Raw genomic sequence first — 24,258 nt, forward strand, 5'->3', positions numbered from 1 at the left:
AGATCATCCCCCTCAATTTTCATGGGGTGGTACGTCGATGATAGAAGAACAAGGAGAAGTATTCCCTGCATTCTCAGTGAACACCAGGCATGCCGGGGTTGAGATGTTGGCAAACGCACATCAACATATTCACCAAACTCCGGTTGACTATTCTATGTCTCCTACTGTAACAGATGGGGGATGGTTAGCGGAGGCCGGCATCCCTACTGTCCTGTACGGCCCGGGCACACTAGATCAGGCACATGCTGTTAATGAGTCGCTTGATCGGAACCAGCTTCTACGGTTCACAAAAACCATGGTCACTTTTTTATATGACTTGTTTCAACATGCTGAGCGAAAAGATGATATGTGAAGTTTACCGATCGTCTGTATAATCATGCTAAACCAATATGGGATGCCCATCTGAACACCCAATTATAAAGGGCATTAAGAATGGAAGTTTAGAGCTTGAAAAATCCAAATTTTTTTGTGGAGGAGGATTACTCTTATATTTAATCGACTATTGCCGGGTATTTGCGTTAGGAAGCGTGAAGGCAACTCGTTTAGATGCCATGGCCTTGTTTGCTGATTTACTGCATTCTACCCTGAACGAAGAAATGGACCTGCATCGAAACTATGCTGGAAGACTTGGAATCAGCAAGGACGAATTAGCACCAATCCTTCTTCTACACTTCTAGATTATACAAGCTACATGCTGAACAAGGCACATCAAGGATCGAAGGCTGAGATAGTAGCAAGTGTGCTTGCCTGTACGTGGAGCAACATCGTTCTCGTGCAGGCACTGAACGAAAATGAGGAGGCGAGTGACCATGTTGGGACATGGCTTACCACAAGAAAATGCGGTTGGAGAAATCGGATCTACTGAACAGCTGAAACGAAATGAACCTATTTAAAATTAACTTACATTCACTAGCAAGGGAGATGGAGGAAAGATGGAAAAAGGGTTAAAGTTGACAGATATTTTAGTAACCATCATCATCGCACTGATATTTGGGGTGATTTATAAATTGTGGGGACCGCTATATGGAGTGGTTGCTACATTGGGACTTCATCTGGAGCAGTTGATTTATGGCATGTGGTTCATAGCGGCGGTAGTTGCTTATTTGATCATACGAAAACCTGGAGTAGCTCTATTGGCAGAGGTTGCTGCTGCCCAGGGTGAATTCTTATTTGGAGGAGAGTGGGGAGTAGCTACTCTCCTCTTTGGACTTGGGCAGGGACTTGCCGCTGAATTGATTTTCGCAGCGTTCCGTTATAAGCGCTATGATATGGTGATTGCATCTTTAGCAGGTGTCGCAGCTGCGTTCGCTTCAATCGGTATTGACTTTTATTACGGTTACATTGGGGACTTGGCGCTTTGGAATATGCTGATTTTACTTGGAACAAGAATAGCTGGTGCGATTCTGATTTCTGGTATTTTCGCTCATCTTATTGTTCAAGCATTAGAAAAGACAGGTGTTACCAACCTTGTACGTCCAGCTACTAAAGAAGATTATCAGGCTTTAGATTAGCAGGGGGGTTAATATGACAACGATCTCTAGTATGACAAACATGCGGTTGAAGTTTCCCGGTGTGGAATGTTTGTTGTTCAAGGATTTCTCCCTTTCTTTTGACAAGGGAGAAAAGGTATTGATACTTGGACCATCCGGTTCTGGAAAATCGACGATTTTACAAGTCTTGACGGGACTTATCCCTAATGCGGTGGAAGTACCAATGAAAGCAGATGCCCTAACCATTCCAGAATCCTGGGGATTTTTATTTCAAGATCCAGATTCCCAATTTTGTATGCCCTATGTAGATGAGGAAATCGCATTTGTATTAGAAAACCTTCAGATTCCTCGGGAAAAAATGAATCATTATATTGACTATTATCTACAGATAGTGGGATTGGAATTTGCTGACACCCATACGAAAATCCAGGAGTTATCCGGGGGGATGAAGCAGCGGCTGGCCATTGCCTCGGTGCTCGCCCTGGAACCCGAGGTGCTATGTTTAGATGAGCCGACAGCCATGCTGGATCCGGAAGGTACAATGCTTGTTTGGGAGACGATTAAGAACGTAGGAGAAGAGAAGACCGTAGTAATCGTCGAACATAAAATTGAACAGGTGGTCGATTTTGTCGATCGTGTTATCCTTCTCGATGAAAGTGGGACAATCATTGCCGACGGGTCAAAACAGAAGGTGTTTGATCAACATAATCACGTGCTTATCGAACAGGGGATTTGGTACCCCAGCGTTTGGGAGGACTACATTCATGAGAATGGCAGGCATATTCCACCACCAGTAAATTCAGCTAATGCAAAACTGGCTGTTCATTTATCCGATTTTTCAGCTTTTAGAGGAAAAGTTGCAGCCCTCCATGTGGAGGAGGCTCGTGCTCATCCAGGGGAGTGGATAACGGTTCTTGGCAAAAACGGGGCAGGAAAAAGTACTCTGTTGCTTGCCATGATGAAATTGATAAAGACCAGAGGCACTTATTACATTCTTGAACAAGATTATAAGCGGATCAAACATTTGGCTGATTATGTCAGCTTTGTCTTTCAAAACCCTGAATTTCAATTCGTTACGAATTCTGTCTATGAGGAAATCGCATTCAGCCTTCATTTAGCAAAATGGGAGCAGGAGACTATTTCACAGCGTGTCAACCAGATGCTAAAGATTTATCATTTGGAGGAGCATAAACAAACACACCCTTATCAGTTATCCATGGGGCAAAAGCGAAGGTTGAGTGTCGCTGCTTCGATTGTGAAAGAACAGCCAATTATTCTTTTGGACGAACCTACCTTCGGCCAAGATGCAAAAAACACATTTGCAATTTTAGAACAGCTAGAACAGTTGAGGGCTCAAGGGACCACCATTATTATGGTGACCCATGACCTGAATATAGTGAAATACTTTGCAACGAAAGTCTGGGAGATGAACCACGGGGAACTTGTCAAAGAATTTCCTGCTCCAAACTATATAGAAACATTACATCCAACAGTTACTTCATAGGGAGGAAAGCGATGACAATGGACATTTCTTACAATGAAACATGGCTTCATAAAATTAATCCGAGCTTGAAATTACTAATTGTGGTTCTCTTATTCATTCATCTGTTGATGATTCATAATACTAATATTCTTATCAATAGTATGATAGGAATGCTCGTGCTCTACTTGTTCTTTACCGGTCACCCATGGAAGCGTTTATTGGTGATTTCTGTTCCGTTTCTCTTAATTTTTCTTACATCGTCCACATCGATGATATTTTTTGGGAAAGGGGAGATCACGTGGGCCAAGTGGGGACTGGTCCATATTACCGAAGAGAGTTTTTTCCGGGGATTACATTTAGGCTTTCGCGGGATTATCTTTGCCGTATTAGGAATTGTTTTTGTCCTAACAACTCGGCCTGTGTTTCTCTTTTATTCCTTAATGCAACAATTAAAGCTGAAACCGAAATATGCCTATAGTTTTATGGCTGCCATACGGTTGATTCCGTTGATGATTGAAGAGATGCAAACTTTGCATTATGCCCTGAAAGTCCGCGGTGTTCAAGGGGAAAAAGGGCTAAAAGGATTTTATAACAAACTTAAATCCTATTCGATTCCTCTTCTTTCCCAAAGTATCAGAAGAGCCTATCGGATTGCGGTGGCCATGGAAGCTAAGCGCTTTTCTACCCACGGAAACCGAACGTATTTCTATCGGTTAGGTTTTTCTAAATTTGATGTCATCTTTCTGTGCTATCTTCTAGTAATCATTCCATTATCTTATGTTACAGCTATACACTTTCCCTACTTTACCATCACGGATGTTCGTTATGGTGGTTAAAAGTGAAGAGGAGGACAATAAATAATAACAACTTTACGATCGGCTTTTTTCATGTTGTTCTCTTATTTTTAAACAGGCAGCTCCATTGCTTTTGTTTCAGGAAATTATGGCGAGATGTCGGCCATTCCAAATTCATTAAGAGCCTTATCAAGTCCCCCGAAGGTCGACACGGCAGTACGACCATGGGAAATCATATTTTTACCCTTTCATTTTGCTCGACATAGTTGGGTACAGAGCCACGTAAAAAAACCTCAAGTACCGAAAAGATCTCCAGGATGACAGTTAATAGACAGAAGGTGACTCTTAAAACGAATTTTCAACCGCTTAATTCTTAATTCGGCCATTTTGAATAACTGGTGTTTCGAGATATACCGAAAGGAGCCAAACACACCTCCTAGGGGTAAAGGTAGCATCCGTTAATTTTGCCGCCATTTCTCTCTAAAAATAACTAAACTCGCCTTAAAGACGGGCTTACTTCATAGTGACAATCTTTTATCTAAATCTATCTCAAATCGTCCGTAAGGAGTAATATGGTTATAAATTAATGGAGAAAGTGCACGTAAATCATTAGGAGACATCTTATCAATCCATCCGTGATCCTTCATCGTATTTTGGATTTTCAACGTGTTTATATAAACCAAACTGTTCTGAAGAAGTTGAAGAGATAACACAGCAACTTCCTGATCCTCAACCTGGTTTTTCTGGAGTTCACCACTGTTTCCAAAGAAGATAAAACCAACTGCTGAATTCCAGTTCTCGACCACGTTTAATCCCTCATTAATCTCTTGTCTGATTTCTTCGTACATTAAGTAATCACATAAAAAAATAGTTTTGATAGCCTTTCCGAGTTCACTCAATGCTTTATAAACCGGGTGACTCTTGTTTTTGCTAAACCGTTTCAAAATGGCTTCGGTTTCGGCTGTATTAAACTTTAACGCCGTCGCATACTTCACCATTTGATCATATTGCTGCCGAATAAGACCCCAGTCAATCGGCTTTTGCGCCATAACCGGCTGCAAATTCAGATAGGCATCGGTCATTCCATGATGCGGTTTATATAATTTCTGTCGACCAATATTTTTAAAACGAGGCATAAGCTTGAATCCTAACAGGTGGCAAAAGGCAAATCCGATTTCACTTTGACCGTGTGTATCGACATAGTTACGGTCAACTTCTTTTTCAGTTGCGTGATGCAGAAGGCCCTGAATCATCGAAGCCACTTCTGACGATAAGCACGTTTTTAATTGAGAGTGAAAACAGACCGACTGGTTTTCAACGTGCCAATAAATCATAACGCCTGTCCCACGATAACGAGGATGCCACTGGCTCATAAGGTTCTGATCCCACGCACCAACCTTTTTGGAATCAGAGGCGCAAGATGTTGTTGCCTGTCCCCATACATCCTCCACACGTTCTTTGAGAATGGCATTCACCACTTGAACATTGGCTGCCTTTAGGTTTTCGGGATGGATATACTTACGTTTCACATAAAGCAAGTTATCGTAAGTGACATCAGGATTCCCGGCAGCCATTCGTTTTAACCCCATATTAGTTCCCAATCCATACAAACAAAGAAGCAGGCGCTTTTGAATTTCTGATCGATTCAACCGTTCGTATCTTGCTAAACTATGAAAGGCGCCGGTAAAGTCCGTTCGGAGGTCCGTTTCCTTAAACATATCAATCAATTCTAATAGCCACCAACGTTTCGCTACCACTTGTTTGAGTTGAATGAGCCGTTCCGGTTCTGGTTGAGGTTCTAGCGGTGAGACAGAAATCCAGCCGTTACGGTAGTTGCTAATCGAAACTTTTGGATCATTCGGGACCGATTGATTCAATTGCCCCAACTTGTTGTCTAATTCTTTCTGTAACTTGGAGATGATAGAATCAACGTCCATGGAAAGATCTAGGGCATCATAATACTCCTGACGTTTTTTCTCAAAGTCGGTTGGTAAATCTTCCTCAGGGTCCCGATACCGATCAGCGCCTACTACCCAAATTTCCTTACACCGAAGTTTATCTCGCAGGGATTGTAATACGGATATTTCATAATTGATACGATTAACTCTAGAGTTTCCCTTTGTATCTTTTTCTAGAACTACCTTCATAAACTTCGATGGAACGACTTCATCTATAAGTATATCATCGTCAATTGGAAAATACTTTTGTCTCGTTCCTATGTATTTCTTCACCAAATCTAGCGCTTTAATCACAGGCTGGTGTTTGGGGTTGTTGGAACGGAACTCTAAAATACTTAATAGGTCTGTAATTGCGGTGCGATAGGAATGACTGTAAGAACTACGCATTTTGTAATACACTTTTTCTCGATAAACATTCTTATTGTACTTCAGTTCCTTTAATAGATCCTGTGCAGTTTCTTCATTCATCACGGAGAATAAAATTTCCTTGACCACATTCTCTTGATTGTCTAACATCTCTTCAAGCAAAGTAGCCATGATATTGTTCTTCCCACGAACCCGCTTGATTTCTTTTAATAGCTCTCGATCCACTTTCTTTTCTGCTTGTCCGTTGATGTTATGTGTAATAGTCATTAGTAATTCAACCAGTGAATCTGTAATCTCCCGGCAACGGGACCAAAAGAATGCAGATAACAAGGTATAGCGAACTTCTGGAGGATGACGGCGCCGTTCATTCGCCTTCTCCGAGATCGCCCGCAACCGATACTTTCGCAACATCTTGGAAGGTATATGACTAAATAGATCATTGGGAAGTTCCAACATTTTTAGGTCTTTCAGCTTTTTGATCTCCCATTCCAGTGTTTTTTTGCTTGCACGACCGGGTCCCATGTTTATTTGGCTAAAAGTCAAGTTCTCTTTTTCTTTAGAACGAGTTTCTTCCATGAATTTTTCATCCATATCTGCCCACGCTTCCATAGATGCATCCATTCGTTTCTTGGATACCTCAGACAGCCTTCGAACAGTCTTCTCATAAAAGATTTGCTCATGTTGATGAATAGATGATCTGATCATGATGTATATGGATCTATCTGAAGAAGGTTCAATTTTCTGTTGGCGAAACGTTGTTAACACCTTTTCTTTTAATGATTCCTCATTCTGATTATGATCCAGTACTTTTTCAACCAACCATTGAGAAATATCCTTAACATCCTGAATTGAATGTTCCCGAAAACCGAAGTGCTGACGAACTTCAGCCCGATGTCTCTCCAAGGTCCGTCCTCTCCAATCATAATATCTGAATTGATCGGTAGAGACCTGTAGCTGTTTTGCTATAAATTCGATAACAGGTAATGGTATCATCGAAGGGTCCGTAGGGAAGCGAGCTTCTTGTTGAAAATACTTAAATAGTACAGCAAAGCCGAGCCTGGTTGTATTTCTCTTTTTCTCTACCACTTGTCTCTCTGTTGGAAGGAATATAAAATGTTCAACGAGCTCTTCTTCTGTCCATTGATGTTTCATCTAAAGTTATCAATCCCCTCAAAAGTATGGAAATTGAGGTACAGCCAACTTTTTTGAGAAAAATTTAGTGCTGTACCTCTCCTTCATGTAACTTCTTCGCTCGTACAAACAAGACTCTCCTTTTCCCATAGCAACGCAACCGGTTACCTTTTATATAATTGAACGGAAGCTACCGACTTCATCACTGATTGGAAATAGAAAAGATCAGCTGAATTTTGACTTTTTACCATTGATATATTTTCTTGTTATATAATTTTTGTATTCTAAGGCATCCTTTTTTAAATCGTCATAACGCATGTTTCCTACGCCATGTCGCACAAATATAGGGAGATAAATACCTTTAATTTTATTGACTGTCGTCTCGAATGGAAAGGTAAGTTCTTCTATTGTATGGTTATTTAAGCCAGAGTTCTTATAATGGTCTTCAGGGGAAAATGTTGAAACGGCTAAACCAAATTCTTTGTCTTTTAATTTATTTCCGTTTCTTCCATATGCCCAACCCTTCGTCAAAACGAAATCAAACCATTTCTTTAATAATGGTGGTGAACTATACCAATACATAGGAAATTGGAAGATAATTCGATTATGGGTTTTCAATAGTTCCTGCTCTTCTTCAACATTTATTTCTTCATTCGGATACCTTTTATAAAGTTCATGAATCGTAACGCTGTTATCTGTTTCCAGTTCATGTTTCCGAGCCTTATTGACTCGTGATTGTTCAATATTTGGATGCACTATGATAACTAATATTTTCATGATAGACCACTCCGTTTCTTTGTTATGATGCTTTTAAAATGGTCCCTTTTAAGCCGTGTGCGGACAAAAATTGCAGCAGCTCCGGATACTATAGCCAGCGTGGCAGCGAAAGTGGTCGCTCCGAACGCCAACCCCGTGTAATCGATGACATAGCCAGTGCATACAGGCAGAAGGGCGGCCGGAATGTAACCTCCGATGTTGAGGACCGCGTTTGCCTCAGCCCTGCGATGATCCGGAACATGAAGGCCGATGAGTGTCAGACCACCAAGTTGTCCAAGACCCTGACCAACACCAGCAAGAACGGCAGCAATCACGAGTAGCAGGGCAACAGAGGCGTTGACAGCTCCTGCCATACTGAGCATAGCCAGGATTGTTGACGTTGCACCAATCAAGAAAATGGTACGCACGGGCAGCTTCTTGAGCATGAATTGTACGCCGGTTGCCGCTAGGAATGTGACACAGGCTGTGCCACCCGCAACAAGAGGGCTTGTTACATTCAAAAGCTTGGACAAAAGCGAAGGACCAAGCGATAAAACAAAGGATGTCGCAGTAATGCCAGGTGCGAAGACGGCAATCCCAAAAGCCAGATGCAAGCGATTTGCTGACGGCACACTTGGCATACGCAATCGCCATCTGCCCTGTTGAGGGGAGTCAATACGTCTTTTTGGAAGTTTACCCACAACAAGATAGGCGCTCGCCAAGATAACAAGTTCGACCGTGAAGATTGGAACCACCGGGCGGGTCATGACCTCAGCCAAGCCACCCGCAAGCAGTGGTCCTAAACCCGCCCCCAACACCATTGTGACGGATGCGGCAAGCGAAGCTAAAGGCTTCCGTTTGGATCCGCCGACATCCATGACCGAGGCCATCCCCGCCGAGACGATAACGCCGACAGCAATGCCCGACAGAAAACGGGCGACGACAAGGGCGATCACCGAGGACGCTGTAGCAAACAGGATGCAGGCTAGTATGGCTGCCGTCAGCCCTGGATACAGTACAAGTTTGCGACCGAACCGATCAGAGAGCTGGCCGGCGACAAGAAGCGTTATAAGAAGGCCCACGATGTAGGCCGCAAAGACCAGCGTAAGCGTACCGTTGGAAAAGCCCATTTCCTGCTGCCAGAGCACATAGAGTGGAGTGGGTAAGTTCGATAGTATGAAGACCGCCGTTACCATCCAGGCGGTCACCCATATACGCCAAGGTTGAGTTTTTTCGTCTTTCGTTAGATGCATTTTGCAATTCTCCTTCGAGATTCAGTTTGAGTAGCCTGGAATTTAAAATTTGTTATTTTTCGTAACTCATGTATCTCAAACAAGAGTAATAGAAATATTCCATAAAAAAATTTGAACAGCTGGCTTTCTAAGCTGATTACTATTGGTTATTATCATATGTTATATTTGTATATAACTGAAATATATTTTTTTAATAAGGGTGTTAACCAAATGGTTATGAACATGAACAACCTAAGCATATTCCAGAAGGTCTCCGAAAAAATGAACATTACTGAAGCTTCTGAAGAGCTGTTTATATCACAACCCGCGGTCAGTAAGGCCGTGAAAAATCTAGAAAAATCGCTGAATATTAAATTGTTCATTAGGGACAAGCGGAATGGGTTAATGCTTACTGAAGTGGGGAAAGAAATTCTGATCCTGACGAGACAAATGACATTTATTGAGAACAAAATATACCAAGTTGCTCATCGGGAAAATCAACTTTTAAGCGGTAAGGTAAAAGTGGGTTCTTTTCCAGCCGTATCAACCAATATTTTGCCTATGACCCTTGCATTATTTAGGTCAAAATATCCAGATGTTTATATAGAACTCATAGAAGGAACCTCCGATCAAATAAAGGAATGGGTAGAGGACCGAACGGTTGATATGGGGATCGTGGCATCTCCCTTTGATCCATATGAATTTAAAGTCTTAAACAAGGATTACATGGTCGCGATCATTCCAGAAGATCATCGATTAAATCGAGAACAACAAATTGACCTAGAGAAACACCAGAATGAAATGATTTTTTGTAAAGGTGGGCACGAAATCGCGATATCAAAAATATTCCAAGAACATAATATTAAATTTAAAGAAACTCTAACCGTCCAAAATGCTGAAACGCTGATTAATATGGTCAAAAATAACTTAGGTATTGGTATTGTTTCAAACTTCACCCTTTCTTCTGTGTCCCATCATTTAATCATAAAGGATATTCAGCCGAGGATTACTCGTGATATTGGTATTATTACTCACTCATTTGATGAAGTTACCCCTGCAACAAAAGAATTCATTAACGTCATGAGCCAAAATCATAATTCTGAGCCTTTTTCGACTTAAGAATTTAGATAAATGGTCAATCAGAAAGATAAATTTTTCAGTTGAATCTAAGCATAGGTTCTTTGAAGTTAGCGATACCAGTGATTGTGAGTGAGAATATGTTTATAAAGGTATACCTTTATGGGGAGAGAGAACACATTTATAAAACTGCGTAATATCAAGTTTATAAATGTGGTCAAAAATATTTATAAACGTTTGTATATTTCATTTACCTTTATAAACATATAAGTTACAATTATTTGTTTATAAAACAATAGGGGCGATGAACATGGCAAATAACTATGGATACATACGGGTGAGTACCAAAGATCAGAATGAACAGCGTCAGTTACACAAAATGATGGAGAGGGGTGTAAAGGCACGCCGCATTTTTGTTGATAGAGCAAGTGGAAAAAACTTCGAACGCCCACAATACCAATTGCTGCGTAAAGTCCTCAATGAAGGGGACATTGTCTATATGGATGCTCTTGATCGTATGGGCCGTAACTATGATGAGGTTATTGCAGAATGGAAGTACATTACAAGAGAATTAAAGGCAGACATTATCGTACTAGAAAACGAATCTTTATTTGACAGCCGAAAATTCCGTGAAATGGGTGATATGGGGCGTTTATTGGAAGACCAATTTTTATCTTTGCTTTCGTATGTTGCTGATCAAGAACGTAAGAAAATTCATCAAAGACAGGCTGAAGGTATCGCGGTAGCTAAATCTCAAGGGAAACATTTAGGGCGCCCTCAAATTAATCTTTCCAATTTGAGCAAGAATCAGCGACGGATAATAGAAGAAAACCATCCCAAATGGAGAAACGGAGACATAACAGGCGTTATGCTTATGGAGATGTTAGAACTAAAGAAAAACACGTTTTATAAAATAATGAAGGAATATGAGGAGTAAAGAGTATGTAGTCTATTGAAGGACTTCTAGGGGGAGATGGCGGCAAAATCGACAGACGCTACCTCTACCCCAATTATAAAGCACTTCCAAAACATCAAACTTTAGAAAAGAAAGTGACGGTTAACCACTCTAAAAAGGAATGGAAAAACTCTATCCCACTAATTATTGCATCTTTATTTATAGGGATATCCTGCTCGGCCTATTGGACATTCTCAAGAAACTTTATGTTAAACTTAAATAGTGTTCCTACATACCTAGGAGAGTGGTTTTGGGTAATTATTGGAGTTGCAGGTTTACTAGGGGGAACTGCTGGTGTGTTTATAAATAAGTTTGGTTTAACGAGTGCTTATAGGATTTCAGTATTAGCACTTTCAACCTCTTCCCTTATCCTAGGAATTTATCATAGTAACAATATAATGGGGTTCCTTTCACCAGTTCTATTTGGAAGCTCTTATATTTTCATGACAGGGGTTTTAATAGTATGGGGGATTTCCGTGTTTAAGACTAACCCATCATTTGGACTAGGTATACCTTTCTTAGTACTTGCACTTGGTCAGGCAATGGGGTCCATATTTTCTGGGGTAATCGCTGATATATTAGGATTTCAATCTCTTTTTGTCGGGGCTTCTATAATTGGGTATGTAACCTTATTATTTAAACAAAATCCAATTAAATAACCTGACTTCGTATCTTCCATTAGAGGGTATTTTACTTGAATAAGCTCCATGATAAAAAGACTTTAAATATACACTATTTTATATAAGGCAGTGTATCGAAGACTAAAATTTAAGAGAATTTTTTATTAACAAAATGTATTCAACTAACATCCATCATGACCCTTTATAAAAGCGCATCTTTTGGGATGCATGGTCAAAACAGCGAGCTAATAATTCAACTGATTTACTGCGATTACGATCATACGAAGAATCGTCGACAATCAATACTTTCGGTCGATCATGACTCGTTAAGTTCTTTACTTTGTCAATGGTATGAGCGCTTAGAAATAGTAAAAACTTTCTCCAAGCAAAGGTAGATTTGTTTAAAAAGCGATAGACGGCATTCTTCTCTGGACAATCATTCGCTTTGTTACTTGGAGGGGTGGGTATGATAGGCTTGTGTGCCACTGAAACAACTGCTTCAGCCTTTCAAGACCAATCGTACCCACAGAGGCTCCAAGTCAAGTCCTTAAAGGCTTATCTATGAATATATATAAACAAAGATAAAGGGTGCATCACATCAATGTTTTTTTGCTGATACTATATATATGGGTGCTTTAGTTGAACAAGCAATATTAGTATTGAGAAGCATTTCACTATGAAAGTATCTACAAGTATCTTATGGTATAATGTGTCATTATGCATTACGAAAGAAGGTAACTACCTTGAATTCTAATAGTGGTAATTCTGAACAAACATTCCAACGAGGAAGACCAAGAAGTAGTGATGTTGATAAACGTATTCTTGATGCAACACTAACTCTTCTTGCTGAAGTTGGTGTTGAAAAAATTAGTATGGAAACTATTGCTACGAAAGCTGGAGTTGGTAAGAGTTCTATTTATCGGAGATGGAAAAATAAAGATGAGTTAATTCTTGCTGCATTGGAACAGTTGAAACCAGAATTTGATATCTCAATAAATGGGAAGTTAGATGATGTCTTATTGGAACTCTCACGAAACTTCACAGAGCAAATGAATAACCCGCTTGGTAAACAAATGCTCTCCCTACTAATGTCAACATTATCAAGTAATACACAGATTTCCGAATCGTATTGGGAAAACCATTCACTGCCTAAAACAAAGGAAATTTCAAATTTGCTTCAAAAATATCTTGAGGAAGAGAATATTCGTAAAGAAGTAAATTTAGATCTAGTTTCCGAATTTTTAATTGGTTTTATTATTTACCAACTTTTACTCAAGCCCTCTACAACAGATTTAGAACCTCATTTAAGGGCTGGGATTGACATGATTTTGAACGGAATAAAGGAAAAATAATTTTAACCTTGCATGTAAAGCGAGGTTATTTTATTGACATAATACGATACGATACTGTATCGTATTATATATAAGTATTAATAAGGAGGAAAATCGTATGACAAAAGCAAAAAAGACTGTGATTATAACTGGAGGGAATACAGGATTAGGGTATGAATGTGCTAAAGTGATTGCAAAAGCTAATACTGATTGGCACATAATTTTGGCTTCACGTAATAAAGAAAGGGTCAATATAGCTGCCAAAGAATTGATTCAAACAACAGGGAATCAACATATCTCAGGAATGGTAGTGGATTTAGCCTCGTTCTCGTCCATACATCATTTTGTTCATCAATTCAATGAAGCTGATCTTCCGCCATTGCATTCCATTATTTGTAATGCGGGTGTTCAATTTGCACAAGGAACTCAAGCTACAGTTGATGGAATAGAAGCGACATTTGGGGTTAATCATCTTGGTCATTTTTTACTTGTAAGATTATTACTTAATCAGATTCAAGATCACGGCTCTATTGTTGTTGTAAGCAGCGATACCCATGATCCACTTATGAAAACAGGTATGCCTGCACCAATTTATCTCCACCCTAGTATTATGGCTAATCCACAAAAATCGGATGAATCATTAGCAAATCTTTCATCTCTTAGTAGGGGGCAAACACGTTATACAACATCGAAGCTATGTAATCTCTATTTTAGCTACGAACTAGCTCGACGTATTGAAAAAGCCAATCGATTAATTTCTGTAAAAGCATTTAATCCAGGAATGATGCCTGGAAGGGGCTCTAGTTTATCTAGAGATTACAATCCTATACTTAAATTCATGTGGAATAATGTACTACCACTAATGCGTTTCTTTCGTTCCAGTATACGGTCCACGCAACAATCTGGATCTGATCTTGCCAATTTACTATTGAATCAGCGTTTTTCGAGTAGTGGGCAATACTTTGATGGACCAAAAGAAATAGCCTCTTCCAAGGAATCTTATGACATTGATCGTGCTAAAGAGCTATGGACTTGGAGTTCTAACATTGTTGGTCTAAATAAGAATATTTAATACTAGCCTTAACGTTAATTAGAAATAAAGGTAATTATATAATTATAAAAATATGATTCCTTTTCTTTAATGTCGCTATAGGGCAGCATTCCTATAAATAAACTATAAAAGGAGAAGGCGGGAATGTTTATGATAATAAAACGTTTCTGTCTCCGAGACAGTTGAATCGGAAAAAGTGTTACCATGAATAGATAGAAATACATCCGCATCTGAGAGTGTAATCTAAACTGTGTAATTAGAAGAGCGTACGGCTTCTACTTGCCAGTTTAGATTTTTTTTATTTACCTAGACTAATGATATATGGAATTGGAGGATTTTAAATGACAAAATTAAGCGTGATCCCAAATCAGTAAACTTAGCTAATAAATTATCGAAGAATACCAGCCTGAATCTGTAGAAGATATTCAGAACGCTCTTAAAGATATTTTGGGACCTATGTTTGAAGCGATGTTAAAAGGTGAAATGAATCACCACCTTGGTTATGATTCGAACGATAAAGGTAAAAAAGACTCGTCAAATAGAAGAAATGGGTATGGGAAGAAAACGTTACACACAACCTCCGGAAAGGTTGAAATAGCTACCCCTCGGGATCGTTATGGATCGTTTGAACCACAGCTTATTCCCAAGCGTCAAAGATGTTTCAGCTATTGATGACAAAGTTTTATCGATGTATGCCAAGGGCATGTACTCAACGGGACATCTCGTCTACCGTTGCTGTGGCTAATTCTAACACTGTTTGAAACGATCTGTACACTAACAGTTGAAGTTACTTACACACTTTATTTGACAAACCCCCGCATCTTGCTTGTTGGCATATTTCGGTCTGTATCGACTTTCTTGTGAAAGAAAACTATCATCGGTTCTTGTCATTAAAACTTCTACTTGTGGCTCGTCCTCCAACAGCTTTTGCACCTTTTTGGACAAGTTTAAAGTGAAATTCTTTTCATACAGGCCACTAGCACCTGTTGCCCCGTTATCCTTACCACCATGTCCAGGATCAATGACAACCTTAAAAGCGGTATCACTACTTTTAATGTTTTCCTTGTCCTTGTTAGCTTTACCTAAAGTTTCACGAATTATATTTCTTCACATACTGGTCTGTTTTTCCAGAGAAAGCAACATTTCCTTTATGGTTATGACTCACCTAGTAAAAGATTATTAAATAATAGCTCCCGTTATGTAGAGTGAATGTAACTAGCCAATAATTAAACTAACAAAAATACTAGTGAAGGGTGATGATAAAGATAGCATACACAGTAACTTATTTTTTCTTAGATACTATTTAAATTGATGATGGGAACACAGGTAGAGGTATTATATTAAAAGATAATGCAACTGTTCGAGAGATTAACAGCGATTTGGAGTATGGTTCTGACTTCTTCAAGTAAAGATCATAGCAATTATCGTTTAGATACTGACAATCGAGCATATAAATAGAAGAACATATCATAATAAAAACTGTCTGGTGCGGGAACACCAAACATTTAGTGCATAGCTCTTTAATGGGGAACTACTTTTAAGCATGAAAGTAACCACCATAAACGTTTGTCAGGGTCTAGATGGTAACTTCTTTTATTTGGGATTACCCTTTAGTTCCATAATAACAAAAGGAAGCTAAGAGGGATTAACAGGCGCTAATTCCCTTAATGGTGAGTGGCAATTAACTCCCCTAATCATAGTCTCACTTTAGATACACGTATTCTAATCGTGAACCTAATCTACTAAGAATTTCATTGGAAATCGTACCATTTTGCTGGGCTATGTCTTCACATCGAATTTGTTTGTCACCATCTACGCCTATTAAAGTGACCACATCATTTTGTTTTGCCTCTTTTATATGAGAAATATCTATAATTAATTGATCCATACAGATGCGACCGATAATTGGAGCTTTTTCAGCATGTACTAATACGTAAGCATCGCTATTTTCATTCAGCATTCTTGGAATCCCATCAGCATAGCCAATCGTAATAGTCGCTATTTTCATGTTTGATGTGGCTTTAAATTGTCTTCCATAGCTAATAGCATCACCTGGCTCGATCTCTTTAATGGTAGCAATGCGTGCTTTTAACGATAAAACAGGTTTTAAATGGACCGATGTATGTGTTGGGTCATGCGCACTTAAGACTCCGTATAAAGCGATTCCTACCCGGGCATAGTCATAAGCTAAGTCTGGATAGTTTAATATGCCATAACTCGATTGGATGTGTAGCTTTCCAAGATAATATCCTTTCGCTTTTAGTGAATCAGTAAGCTGATAGAAACGTTGAATTTGTTGCTCAGTAAAAAGAGCGTTTTCGCCCGCTACACTATCTGAAGTGGATAAATGGGAAAATATTCCATCTACTTTTAAATTGGTGCAAAGGAATATCCCTTCGATTTCCGAGAGATTTTCAGCATAGACACCTAGTCTATTCATACCGGTATCTATTTTTATATGAACCCGTATCGGTTTTGATGACTGATTCAGCATTTGGGCATATGGATAATCTATCACTGTCTGAATTAGATTGTATTTCGCTAATTGGGATGAATATTTGGGATTGGTGTACCCAAGGATAAGAATGTCTCCTTTAATTCCCTGCTGTCTTAAATGAATTCCTTCTTTTAACGTAGCAACCGCGAACGATTTTACCCCACTCCGCATTAATTCAAGTGCAATGGCTATATCCCCATGTCCGTAGGCGTTCGCTTTTACTACTGCCATTAATTCGGATTGGTCTGGAAGGAGACGACTAAGTTCCTGCACATTGTGTTTAAGTGCTGGTAAGTTAACCTCAATCCATGCTCGATTGTCGGGTGCTACATCCCACTGTTTTTTTCTCCTTGAGGATATCTTCAAGAAAACGATAGCTGATAAAAAGGAAAGACAACTAACTACCAAATAGTGAATAATGCTGTTATAGATTAGGAATTGTTCCTGATTAATTACTTCAGCAAAACACGAACCACTATGATGATTGCAGGGTGAATAAGGTAAATGACTAAGGCAAGGTTACGTAGTGCTTTACTCTTAATTCCTGGTAATTGCAGTAGTAATAAAAACAAATAATACATGCATGGCACGAGTAAAATGTACATACTATCATGTCTTTGCCAAGAAAGACTGTGTAGTACTAGTCCTTCTATCAGTAGTAAACTACATGATATACCTAGTCCGATTAGGATTTGTTGCCTGGAAAGTCTTCTATTAGATTTTGCAAGGGCTACACCTAAAACGAGAAAGATAGGCACATAAAATAGGCCGTTTCTCGTGTATTCAGATATAGTAAAGATGAAGTCATAGAAGGTTGATAGCTTATCGGCTTGTTCGACAAGCCCATAATAGCTATCTCCCAGAAGTCCAACCCCATACATTATAGCCGAACCGACCCAAGAAATTGTAAGACCAAATCGTTGTAAAGCAAATGTAACCAGTGGAATGGCAACAATCATCGCTGGTAAATACCACAAATGATAAAATGTACCATCAAAAAGAATATCCTTTACGAGATCTGCCCACGTTAAGGCTTCCCCCGTATAGATGTTGATAGGTAAAAAAAGCAAGATAGAGATTCCATAGATGGTACTAAGTTTGAGAATCGAGCCTTTGATATAACGATTTTCTCTATTTTGAATGGCTTTATTTAGAAAATAGCCTGTAACCATGATGAAAAATGGAACAGCTACTCGACCAATAATACGAGTGAGAGCAAAATCTGCTGTATCGTTTATAGAAGACAAGGGTGCTGTGTGAATAGAAACGACTAGAAAGGCTGCTATCAGACGAAAAATATCAAGTGCGCCTGTTCTCTTCAATTGTGTCATCAACAATCACCACCATGTAGTTAGGATAAAGCCATCCACATTATTTCCGGATATTTGGTAGCAAAGTTTATCCGGTATTTCCACGTCCATTGAATTTGCGTCTGTCTTCAGGTAGCTAATTTCGATTTTCTTATTATCTAGTGGAAAACAATAATGTTTTTCCCCGAACTTATAATCCTTGATAAATGTGATATATTCTTCTAAACAAAGATCATGATTGTGCATGATTTGTGCATGTGGATAACCAACATAACGGAAATGCCATGGCTCATGAGAGATTCCAGTAATAGCTTCCTTACTTTTTTCATATCGTTCTACAAAACCATATCTTGCTGCTTTCTCACGGAAAACCTGGGCAATTCCTGAATAAGGGAAGTGAGGTCTGATGAAATCAATGTGATCCGCACGTACGCCTAAATCAATGGCCATGCCTGTTTGGTGTTCACTGCAATTTGGTAGCGCCACATATTTTTGTGTGAATATCTTGCCTTTCTCTTTTAGAGAAGAATGATAGATTTCTTCTTGTTCTTTTTTACTTCGGTACCCACTAACTAGGACAATTTTTTCTTCGGCACCAATCATGTCGAGAAGCTGACCTAGTAGGTTTGCAGTGTTCTTCTCCAATAAGGAATCATTGAATCTGTGTCCAAGAGGCAGCAATTGTCCTTTAAAATATTGCTTATCTTTAATAGGATGCTGACGGTTCACTAAAATTTGATAGCCTTTATGGATGTCGGCCTTATGCAATGTTATAACCCTCATTTTTCTAAACCTAATTGAATGAGCCTGTCTAAGAGATCAGTAAACTCTAGTCCAATTTCTTTCATCATTGTTGGGTATCTACTATGTGACGTAAAACCAGGAAAGGTGTTCACTTCATTAAACACTATTTTTTCGTCTGGAGTTAGGAACATATCCACTCGTGCCAACCCGCTGCAGTCTAGAGCACGATAGACGGTTATTGCAGCTTCTTTTACTTTTTTCGTAAGTTCTAGATCAATACGAGCTGGGACATGAATCTTGGAAGTGTCTAGTGTGTATTTTTCTTTAAAGTCAAAAAATCCTGATGCTAATTCAATTTCATCTACTTCACCAATTGTTAGGTCATGGTTCCCTAAAATGGCACAACCAACTTCAAAGCCTTCAATGTTTTCTTCTATAATCAAGTTATCATCATACTGAAAAGCTTCATTGATAGCTTCTAGTAGCCCTTCTTCTTGGTAAACCTTTGTAATGCCGTGGGAGGAACCAGCTTTTAATGGCTTTATAAACAAAGGATGACGGAGTGTCGATCCCAGTCAAAAGAAACGATTTGATGGGCTTTTTTCTTGTCCATACATAATGCCGAAGATAGTGTATTACATCCGACAATATGTATACCAGCTAGTTCTGCCATACCTTGAACTGTCCCATCCTCACCGTACTGCCCGTGAAGAATTGGAAAAAGCACATCGATTATTAATGTTCGTATAGAGCCATCATGGCTAAATTCAATGAGTTTATTTTCGTGTCGGTCTGGAGAGATCACAACGGAGTGGCAATTGGTATAGTCTTCAAACCAAGTGTTGCTGAGGATGTGATCAATATCCCCAAGGTAGCGAAGCCATTTACCTTCCTGTGTAATGCCAATTATGACAGGATCATATTTATCCATATCTAGGTTTGTGATAATAGCATGGGCTGATTGTAGCGAAACATCATATTCACTGGAGTACCCACCAAATAGTACCGCAATTTTTATCTTTCCCATATGATTTGCTCCTTTGTAAGTTTTTTCGTTTACAAATAGAAAAACACTTTCTAGCTTGTCAGGTATATCATACCAAGCTAGAAAGTGTTCTTTTTACGAATTTTATAAAAGGAAACAAATGATTTTCTCTTTACTTTCTTACAAAATTCTTACGAAAGGGTGGGAAGATAAATGATAAATACAACTTTGTCATCTGAGCTCGAAACAGAAATGGTTCCCTGATGGAGTTCCACAATTTCCTTTGCAATAGCAAGTCCTAGTCCTGCACCGCCTGTATTGGTTCCCCGTGAGGAATCTAAGCGGTAAAATTGCTCAAAAATACGGTTTACTTTTTCTTCAGGGATGGTATATCCTTCATTTTCGAACCGAATGCTAATGCCCTTGCTTTCCTCTTTAATTTCAATTGTGATAGTACTATCAGGGAAACTATAGCTGACTGCATTTCGGATAATATTATCAAACACCCGCTCCATTTTACCTACATCACATTTTATATCAAGCTTGTCAGGAGAAATGAGCTGAAATGCTAGTTTTTTTTCATTAAGCAGTGGTTGAAACTCAAAGGTTAATTGCTCAAACATTCTAATCACATTCACTTGACTTAGCTCAAGCGTTAATTTGCTTAAGTTAAAACGAGTGATTTCAAAAAATTCATTAATTAAATCTTCTAAACGAATTGCTTTATCTAATGAAATGGAAGTGTATTTTTGGCGTAGCTCGTTTGAGATCTCCTGTTCATCATTAAGCAGGGTTAAATAGCCAATAACTGAGGTAAGTGGTGTTTTTAAATCATGGGCAAGATAGACGATTAAGTCATTTTTCCTTTGCTCTGCTTCCTTTGCTAACCTATCATTCTTAATCGAGCTTTGTTTAATTTGATTCATTTGCTCTTCCACCTGTTTAAGTTCTCGCGGTAATCTAATAAGATCCTCATTCGAGGAAGCTAATTCATTACTTGCTTCTATAATAAAATAATCAAGATGAAGGTTGCTATCCCACATATTGTTATAAAGATGGAAAACGTCCCTTTTACTCCCAATTGTTTTAATCTTATTTAGAAGATCATACTTTAAATCCTCTGGTATTTTATTGGCTACGTGAGTATGGAAGATACAAATTGCAGTGTTTTTAGGCAGTGTTTCTACAATATCTGTTAACAACTCTAGCAAAAGAGAGCATATTTCAAGTATTTCATCATCCTCAGCTATTTTTTTAGACAAAACTTCTTATAACTGACTTGAAACTTTGCATTCAATATTAGCGAAATTCGTAAATCGCAAAGATAATTGTGATTTATCCATAAAATTTCCCCCTTTATTAGTTTATTTTACCATATCCTTTTTTCTTGGTCAGAACTGCTTGTTTAACGAACGGGGTGCTTTAGTTAATAAGCCAAATTAAAAAGTCGGTTCCTAACGTACAGGAATTCGACTTTTTAGATTAAAATTTGCTTAGCGTACAAAATTTCCGAAATGTTGGCGGTACCCCCTTTAGAACAAATGCCACAAATCTTTGAAACCAATCATAAAAGGGTAATCAGATCAAGGTGGGTTATGAGAATCAAATCGAACATTTATATGCCGAAGTTGGACGATTAACCACGCAGTTGTCGTGGCTTTTAAAAAAATCTGGCATTAAAGACGAGAGCTGAACGTGTTTCAATCATTGATTGAGAAGGCACGGACCTCTCCATTAAAACGCAAGCAGAACTACTAAACGTCAATCGAACAAGCCTTTATTATACGCCTGTGCAACCGTCTCCAGAGGAGTTGATGGTTAAGCATCAGATTGATGAAATCTATACGAAATATCCGTATGGATCCAGACGTATAACCGTAACGCTTAATCAAAAAGGGATCCTTATCAATAGAAAAACCGTTCAAAAGCATATGAGAGAAATGGCGATCTCAGGTATTTCCCCCTGGCCCTAACCTTAGTAAAAGAAATCAGCAGCACCGTATTTATCCTTACTTACTAAGAGGTTTAGCCATCACACACACCAATCAAGTATGGGGCATTGACATTACCTATATACGGTTAGAGAAAAACTGGATATATTTAGTCGCTTTAATTGATTGGTATTCTCGTTATGTGGTCAGTTGGGAACTTGATCAAACGCTGGAGATGGATTTTGTATTAGAGGCCGTTCACCGAGGTCTATCCATCCATCAACCTGTCATTTTAAACAGTGATCAAGGAAGTCATTTTACCAGCCCCCAATATACCGATTTACATAAAACAAAAGGAGATCAATATCAGCATGGATGGAAAAGGTCGAGCCCTGGATAATATCATTACGGAACGCCTATGGCGAACTGTAAAGTATGAAGAGGTGTACTTAAAAGAGTATGCCAGTCCCAGAGAAGCACGCCAGGAGATCAACAGCTTTATCCATTTTTATAATCAGGAACGCCCTCATCAGTCCTTAGGCTATCAGGCGCCTGCCTCTATTTATAGCCCATCTTAGGGGAGCTCTCCCTCTCCTAAGAATGAATGATAGACACCAAACATAAAAGGAGGAATAATAGCTTATACCCCAAAGGGCTCCCCAAGCTCATAGCAATAAATCTATCCCCACCTTATTTATTCAAAATCCGTGTCTTGACAATGGGGTCCACCTTATTTATTCTATGTGTTACAATTCATAAAACTGTTTAAAGGGGTATTTATTATGATTAATATACTTACTTTTATTTTTGGAACTTTGACTATAATTTTTGGATTTATAAATTTTAATAATGAGCCTTCGTTTTTGCTTAGTATTTTGTTTGGTGGTTCTTTAATTTTATTTTTTATTTTTATAGGGATACGAGATTGGAAAATAAGAAAAGAGAGAAAAACAGGTGCATAATAGTGAGAATTGAAAAACTTATTATCGTCCACGGTAATCGAACGGAGGGTGAACTTTCCGACTGAGAATTAAGGAGTGGACAGATTGCTGCGCACCCGAACCCTCTTGGCATTGAAGAAAAAGACATTTTTCTTCCTGCCAACCGGCGAGGGCAGGAGTATTGAACCTGGGTTCAATCCGTCGGAGACGAATAGAAAGTTTTGGCTGTGCCTTTTTCAAAAGGCACGGTTTTTCTTTTGCTCTTCCATGCGAAAGCATGGCTTGGTGGAGCCAAGCAGTCTCGCAAAGCGTTTTTCATTGTGTACACGGGGTACCACCAACTTTTTAACACATTACTCACGTTAAGCCTTTTATTTATAAATGAAGTTGTGAAATTTTTAGTTAGACAAACATCAAAGGATGGTCCATTCAGTGCCTTTTTACCTTTTATAATTCCCCTAAAATATAGCGTAGAATTATTTTTCCACTTCTTATCGTAGTGGAGAAGGCTTATTTAGTAGTGAGAAATCTTCAACTGCTTCAGCTGAAGAATTGAGTGAAGAGAAACTTCAGAAAGTTCAAGAAATCGAAGAAGAGTATAATGTTGAAGTTGATGTAGGGACTAATGACGAAGACGAAAATAGTTCTGATTCATCGTATTCAGATCTTGAAGAATTAGAAGAGCAGGCTGCTAAGCTCGATCAAATGGCAGAAGAAGCAGCCAAACCTTCCGAGAGTGAAATAAAACCAGACGCAGAATATTCACTAATGGAAGGTTCAGATACTGGACAAATGTCTTGGTACGATCCATTCACTGGCTTTGGTCCTCAACTAACTTTTAAACGAAATATAGATTTCAATTACGACTCTAAGATTATTCGTGGTGATTATTCTTTTTATAACGTTGGAAACATAGAGTCTTATTTAACAGGAGCATCAAATGTTACATGGGAACAAACTTCTGCAACTCACTCTTTTTCTTCTGAAGTTGTTCCTACCGTGATCGACGGAGGGTCCAATAACGTCATCGCTACCGTAGCAGTGGGGAGTAGCCCAAGAGGAGTAGGCGTGAATCCTACCACGAGTCGAATTTATGTAGGAAACCTAAACACTGACAATGTCTCCGTGATCGACGGAGGGGCCAATAACGTCATCGCTACCGTAGCAGTGGGGAGTGGCCCAACTGGAGTAGGCGTAAATCCTACCACGAACCGTATTTATATAGCAAACATCTTCAGTAACAATGTCTCTGTGATCGACGGAGGGTCCAATAGCGTCATCGCTACCGTAGCAGTGGGGAGTAGCCCAAGAGGAGTAGGCGTGAATCCTTTAACAAATGGTATTTATGTGGCAAACGCAGACAATAACAATGTATCCGTCATTAGCGGGAATACAAATATGGTCATTGCTACCATTCCAGTAGGTGTTTTCCCAGATGGTGTAGGAGTGAATCCTTAACAAAAAATTTGTGGCTTTTTCTTGCTAACTCAATCCTTACTCGTTTGCTCGTTCATTACCTCGAGGAGAAATGAAAAAAGATTATTGCTGGATATTAAGGTTAAGCAGGTTAGTGCTAGATTCGATGGTCACCAAAGTCTACATGTAA

The 24,258-nt window shown here is 39.0% G+C and carries 21 protein-coding genes and 4 pseudogenes; 15 read left to right on the forward strand and 10 right to left on the reverse strand.

Annotation, left to right across the window (positions count from 1 at the left end):
* The 6 genes from ACE4RR_RS19680 to ACE4RR_RS19705 all read left to right on the forward strand — a co-directional run.
* The coding region (locus ACE4RR_RS19680; RefSeq protein ID WP_375537146.1) for a M20/M25/M40 family metallo-hydrolase at positions 1-352 on the forward strand (352 nt) is incomplete at its 5' end.
* 37 nt (positions 353-389) lie between these two features.
* A complete protein-coding gene (locus ACE4RR_RS19685; protein ID WP_375537147.1) occupies positions 390-677 on the forward strand; it encodes a thiaminase II/PqqC family protein in 288 nt (95 codons plus the stop codon).
* A 14-nt stretch (positions 678-691) separates the two neighbouring features.
* Positions 692-865 (forward strand): TenA family protein, encoded by a 174-nt coding sequence (locus ACE4RR_RS19690; RefSeq protein WP_375537148.1) that lies wholly within the window; start codon positions 692-694, stop codon positions 863-865.
* Positions 866-932: 67 nt separating this feature from the next.
* Complete coding sequence (locus tag ACE4RR_RS19695; protein WP_375537149.1) at positions 933-1,511, forward strand: ECF transporter S component; 579 nt, start codon at positions 933-935, stop codon at positions 1,509-1,511.
* A 13-nt stretch (positions 1,512-1,524) separates the two neighbouring features.
* Positions 1,525-2,994: an ABC transporter ATP-binding protein gene (locus ACE4RR_RS19700; RefSeq protein WP_375537150.1), complete on the forward strand. Its 1,470-nt coding sequence runs from the start codon at positions 1,525-1,527 to the stop codon at positions 2,992-2,994.
* An 11-nt stretch (positions 2,995-3,005) separates the two neighbouring features.
* Positions 3,006-3,809, forward strand: a complete 804-nt coding sequence (locus tag ACE4RR_RS19705) for an energy-coupling factor transporter transmembrane component T family protein (RefSeq protein ID WP_375537151.1) — start codon at positions 3,006-3,008, stop codon at positions 3,807-3,809.
* Between the two features lie 476 nt (positions 3,810-4,285).
* Here the strand turns inward: ACE4RR_RS19705 and ACE4RR_RS19710 are convergent, their stop codons facing one another.
* The 3 genes from ACE4RR_RS19710 to ACE4RR_RS19720 all read right to left on the reverse strand — a co-directional run bounded on the left by ACE4RR_RS19710 (position 4,286) and on the right by ACE4RR_RS19720 (position 9,231).
* Complete coding sequence (locus ACE4RR_RS19710; protein WP_375537152.1) at positions 4,286-7,243, reverse strand: Tn3 family transposase; 2,958 nt, start codon at positions 7,241-7,243, stop codon at positions 4,286-4,288.
* A gap of 204 nt (positions 7,244-7,447) precedes the next feature.
* A complete protein-coding gene (locus ACE4RR_RS19715) occupies positions 7,448-7,999 on the reverse strand; it encodes an NAD(P)H-dependent oxidoreductase (RefSeq protein WP_375537153.1) in 552 nt (183 codons plus the stop codon).
* The gene (locus ACE4RR_RS19720; RefSeq protein ID WP_375537154.1) at positions 7,996-9,231 is read right to left on the reverse strand and encodes an MFS transporter; all 1,236 of its coding nucleotides are present in this window, start codon (positions 9,229-9,231) and stop codon (positions 7,996-7,998) included. Before ACE4RR_RS19720 ends, ACE4RR_RS19715 begins: the two co-directional genes overlap by 4 nt.
* A gap of 210 nt (positions 9,232-9,441) precedes the next feature.
* On the opposite strand from ACE4RR_RS19720, the gene ACE4RR_RS19725 reads away from it, so the two are divergent.
* The 3 genes from ACE4RR_RS19725 to ACE4RR_RS19735 all read left to right on the forward strand — a co-directional run bounded on the left by ACE4RR_RS19725 (position 9,442) and on the right by ACE4RR_RS19735 (position 11,901).
* Positions 9,442-10,329, forward strand: a complete 888-nt coding sequence (locus ACE4RR_RS19725; RefSeq protein WP_375537155.1) for a LysR family transcriptional regulator — start codon at positions 9,442-9,444, stop codon at positions 10,327-10,329.
* Positions 10,330-10,597: 268 nt separating this feature from the next.
* Entirely contained in the window at positions 10,598-11,224 is a 627-nt protein-coding gene (locus ACE4RR_RS19730; RefSeq protein ID WP_375537156.1) for a recombinase family protein, read from the forward strand.
* A gap of 113 nt (positions 11,225-11,337) precedes the next feature.
* Positions 11,338-11,901 carry a hypothetical protein gene (locus ACE4RR_RS19735; RefSeq protein WP_375537157.1) on the forward strand — a complete coding sequence of 188 codons (564 nt, stop codon included), beginning with the start codon at positions 11,338-11,340 and terminating at the stop codon, positions 11,899-11,901.
* Positions 11,902-12,060: 159 nt separating this feature from the next.
* Here ACE4RR_RS19735 and ACE4RR_RS19740 read toward each other — a convergent pair.
* A pseudogene (locus ACE4RR_RS19740) lies at positions 12,061-12,315 on the reverse strand (IS4 family transposase); the annotation flags it as partial.
* 290 nt (positions 12,316-12,605) lie between these two features.
* Between ACE4RR_RS19740 and ACE4RR_RS19745 the strand changes: the two are divergent.
* From ACE4RR_RS19745 to ACE4RR_RS19755, 3 genes and pseudogenes are all read left to right on the forward strand, one after another.
* Positions 12,606-13,214: a TetR/AcrR family transcriptional regulator gene (locus tag ACE4RR_RS19745; protein ID WP_375537158.1), complete on the forward strand. Its 609-nt coding sequence runs from the start codon at positions 12,606-12,608 to the stop codon at positions 13,212-13,214.
* 97 nt (positions 13,215-13,311) lie between these two features.
* Positions 13,312-14,265, forward strand: a complete 954-nt coding sequence (locus ACE4RR_RS19750) for an SDR family NAD(P)-dependent oxidoreductase (RefSeq protein ID WP_375537159.1) — start codon at positions 13,312-13,314, stop codon at positions 14,263-14,265.
* A gap of 313 nt (positions 14,266-14,578) precedes the next feature.
* Positions 14,579-14,978: pseudogene (locus tag ACE4RR_RS19755) on the forward strand (transposase); the annotation flags it as partial.
* Positions 14,979-15,018: 40 nt separating this feature from the next.
* On the opposite strand, the gene ACE4RR_RS19760 reads toward ACE4RR_RS19755, so the two are convergent.
* The 6 genes and pseudogenes from ACE4RR_RS19760 to ACE4RR_RS19785 form a co-directional block, all read right to left on the reverse strand.
* Positions 15,019-15,345, reverse strand: coding sequence for an N-acetylmuramoyl-L-alanine amidase family protein (locus tag ACE4RR_RS19760; protein WP_375537171.1), 327 nt, complete (start codon positions 15,343-15,345; stop codon positions 15,019-15,021).
* Positions 15,346-15,946: 601 nt separating this feature from the next.
* Entirely contained in the window at positions 15,947-17,107 is a 1,161-nt protein-coding gene (vanT, locus tag ACE4RR_RS19765) for a serine racemase VanT catalytic subunit (protein ID WP_375537160.1), read from the reverse strand.
* A gap of 86 nt (positions 17,108-17,193) precedes the next feature.
* Entirely contained in the window at positions 17,194-18,072 is an 879-nt protein-coding gene (locus tag ACE4RR_RS19770; RefSeq protein ID WP_375537161.1) for an acyltransferase family protein, read from the reverse strand.
* A 6-nt stretch (positions 18,073-18,078) separates the two neighbouring features.
* The gene (locus ACE4RR_RS19775; protein ID WP_375537162.1) at positions 18,079-18,819 is read right to left on the reverse strand and encodes a M15 family metallopeptidase; all 741 of its coding nucleotides are present in this window, start codon (positions 18,817-18,819) and stop codon (positions 18,079-18,081) included.
* 11 nt (positions 18,820-18,830) lie between these two features.
* A pseudogene (locus ACE4RR_RS19780) lies at positions 18,831-19,822 on the reverse strand (D-alanine--D-alanine ligase family protein).
* Between the two features lie 149 nt (positions 19,823-19,971).
* Positions 19,972-21,042 (reverse strand): sensor histidine kinase, encoded by a 1,071-nt coding sequence (locus ACE4RR_RS19785; protein ID WP_375537163.1) that lies wholly within the window; start codon positions 21,040-21,042, stop codon positions 19,972-19,974.
* Between the two features lie 270 nt (positions 21,043-21,312).
* Between ACE4RR_RS19785 and ACE4RR_RS19790 the strand changes: the two are divergent.
* From ACE4RR_RS19790 to ACE4RR_RS19800, 3 genes and pseudogenes are all read left to right on the forward strand, one after another.
* Positions 21,313-22,289 (forward strand): annotated as a pseudogene (locus tag ACE4RR_RS19790) (IS3 family transposase); the annotation flags it as partial.
* 204 nt (positions 22,290-22,493) lie between these two features.
* Entirely contained in the window at positions 22,494-22,673 is a 180-nt protein-coding gene (locus ACE4RR_RS19795; protein WP_375537164.1) for a hypothetical protein, read from the forward strand.
* 531 nt (positions 22,674-23,204) lie between these two features.
* Positions 23,205-24,110 carry a YncE family protein gene (locus tag ACE4RR_RS19800; protein WP_375537165.1) on the forward strand — a complete coding sequence of 302 codons (906 nt, stop codon included), beginning with the start codon at positions 23,205-23,207 and terminating at the stop codon, positions 24,108-24,110.
* Positions 24,111-24,258: the final 148 nt, after the last annotated feature.

This window comes from Alteribacillus sp. HJP-4 (assembly GCF_042139015.1).
Taxonomy (GTDB): domain Bacteria; phylum Bacillota; class Bacilli; order Bacillales; family Marinococcaceae; genus JBHIKY01.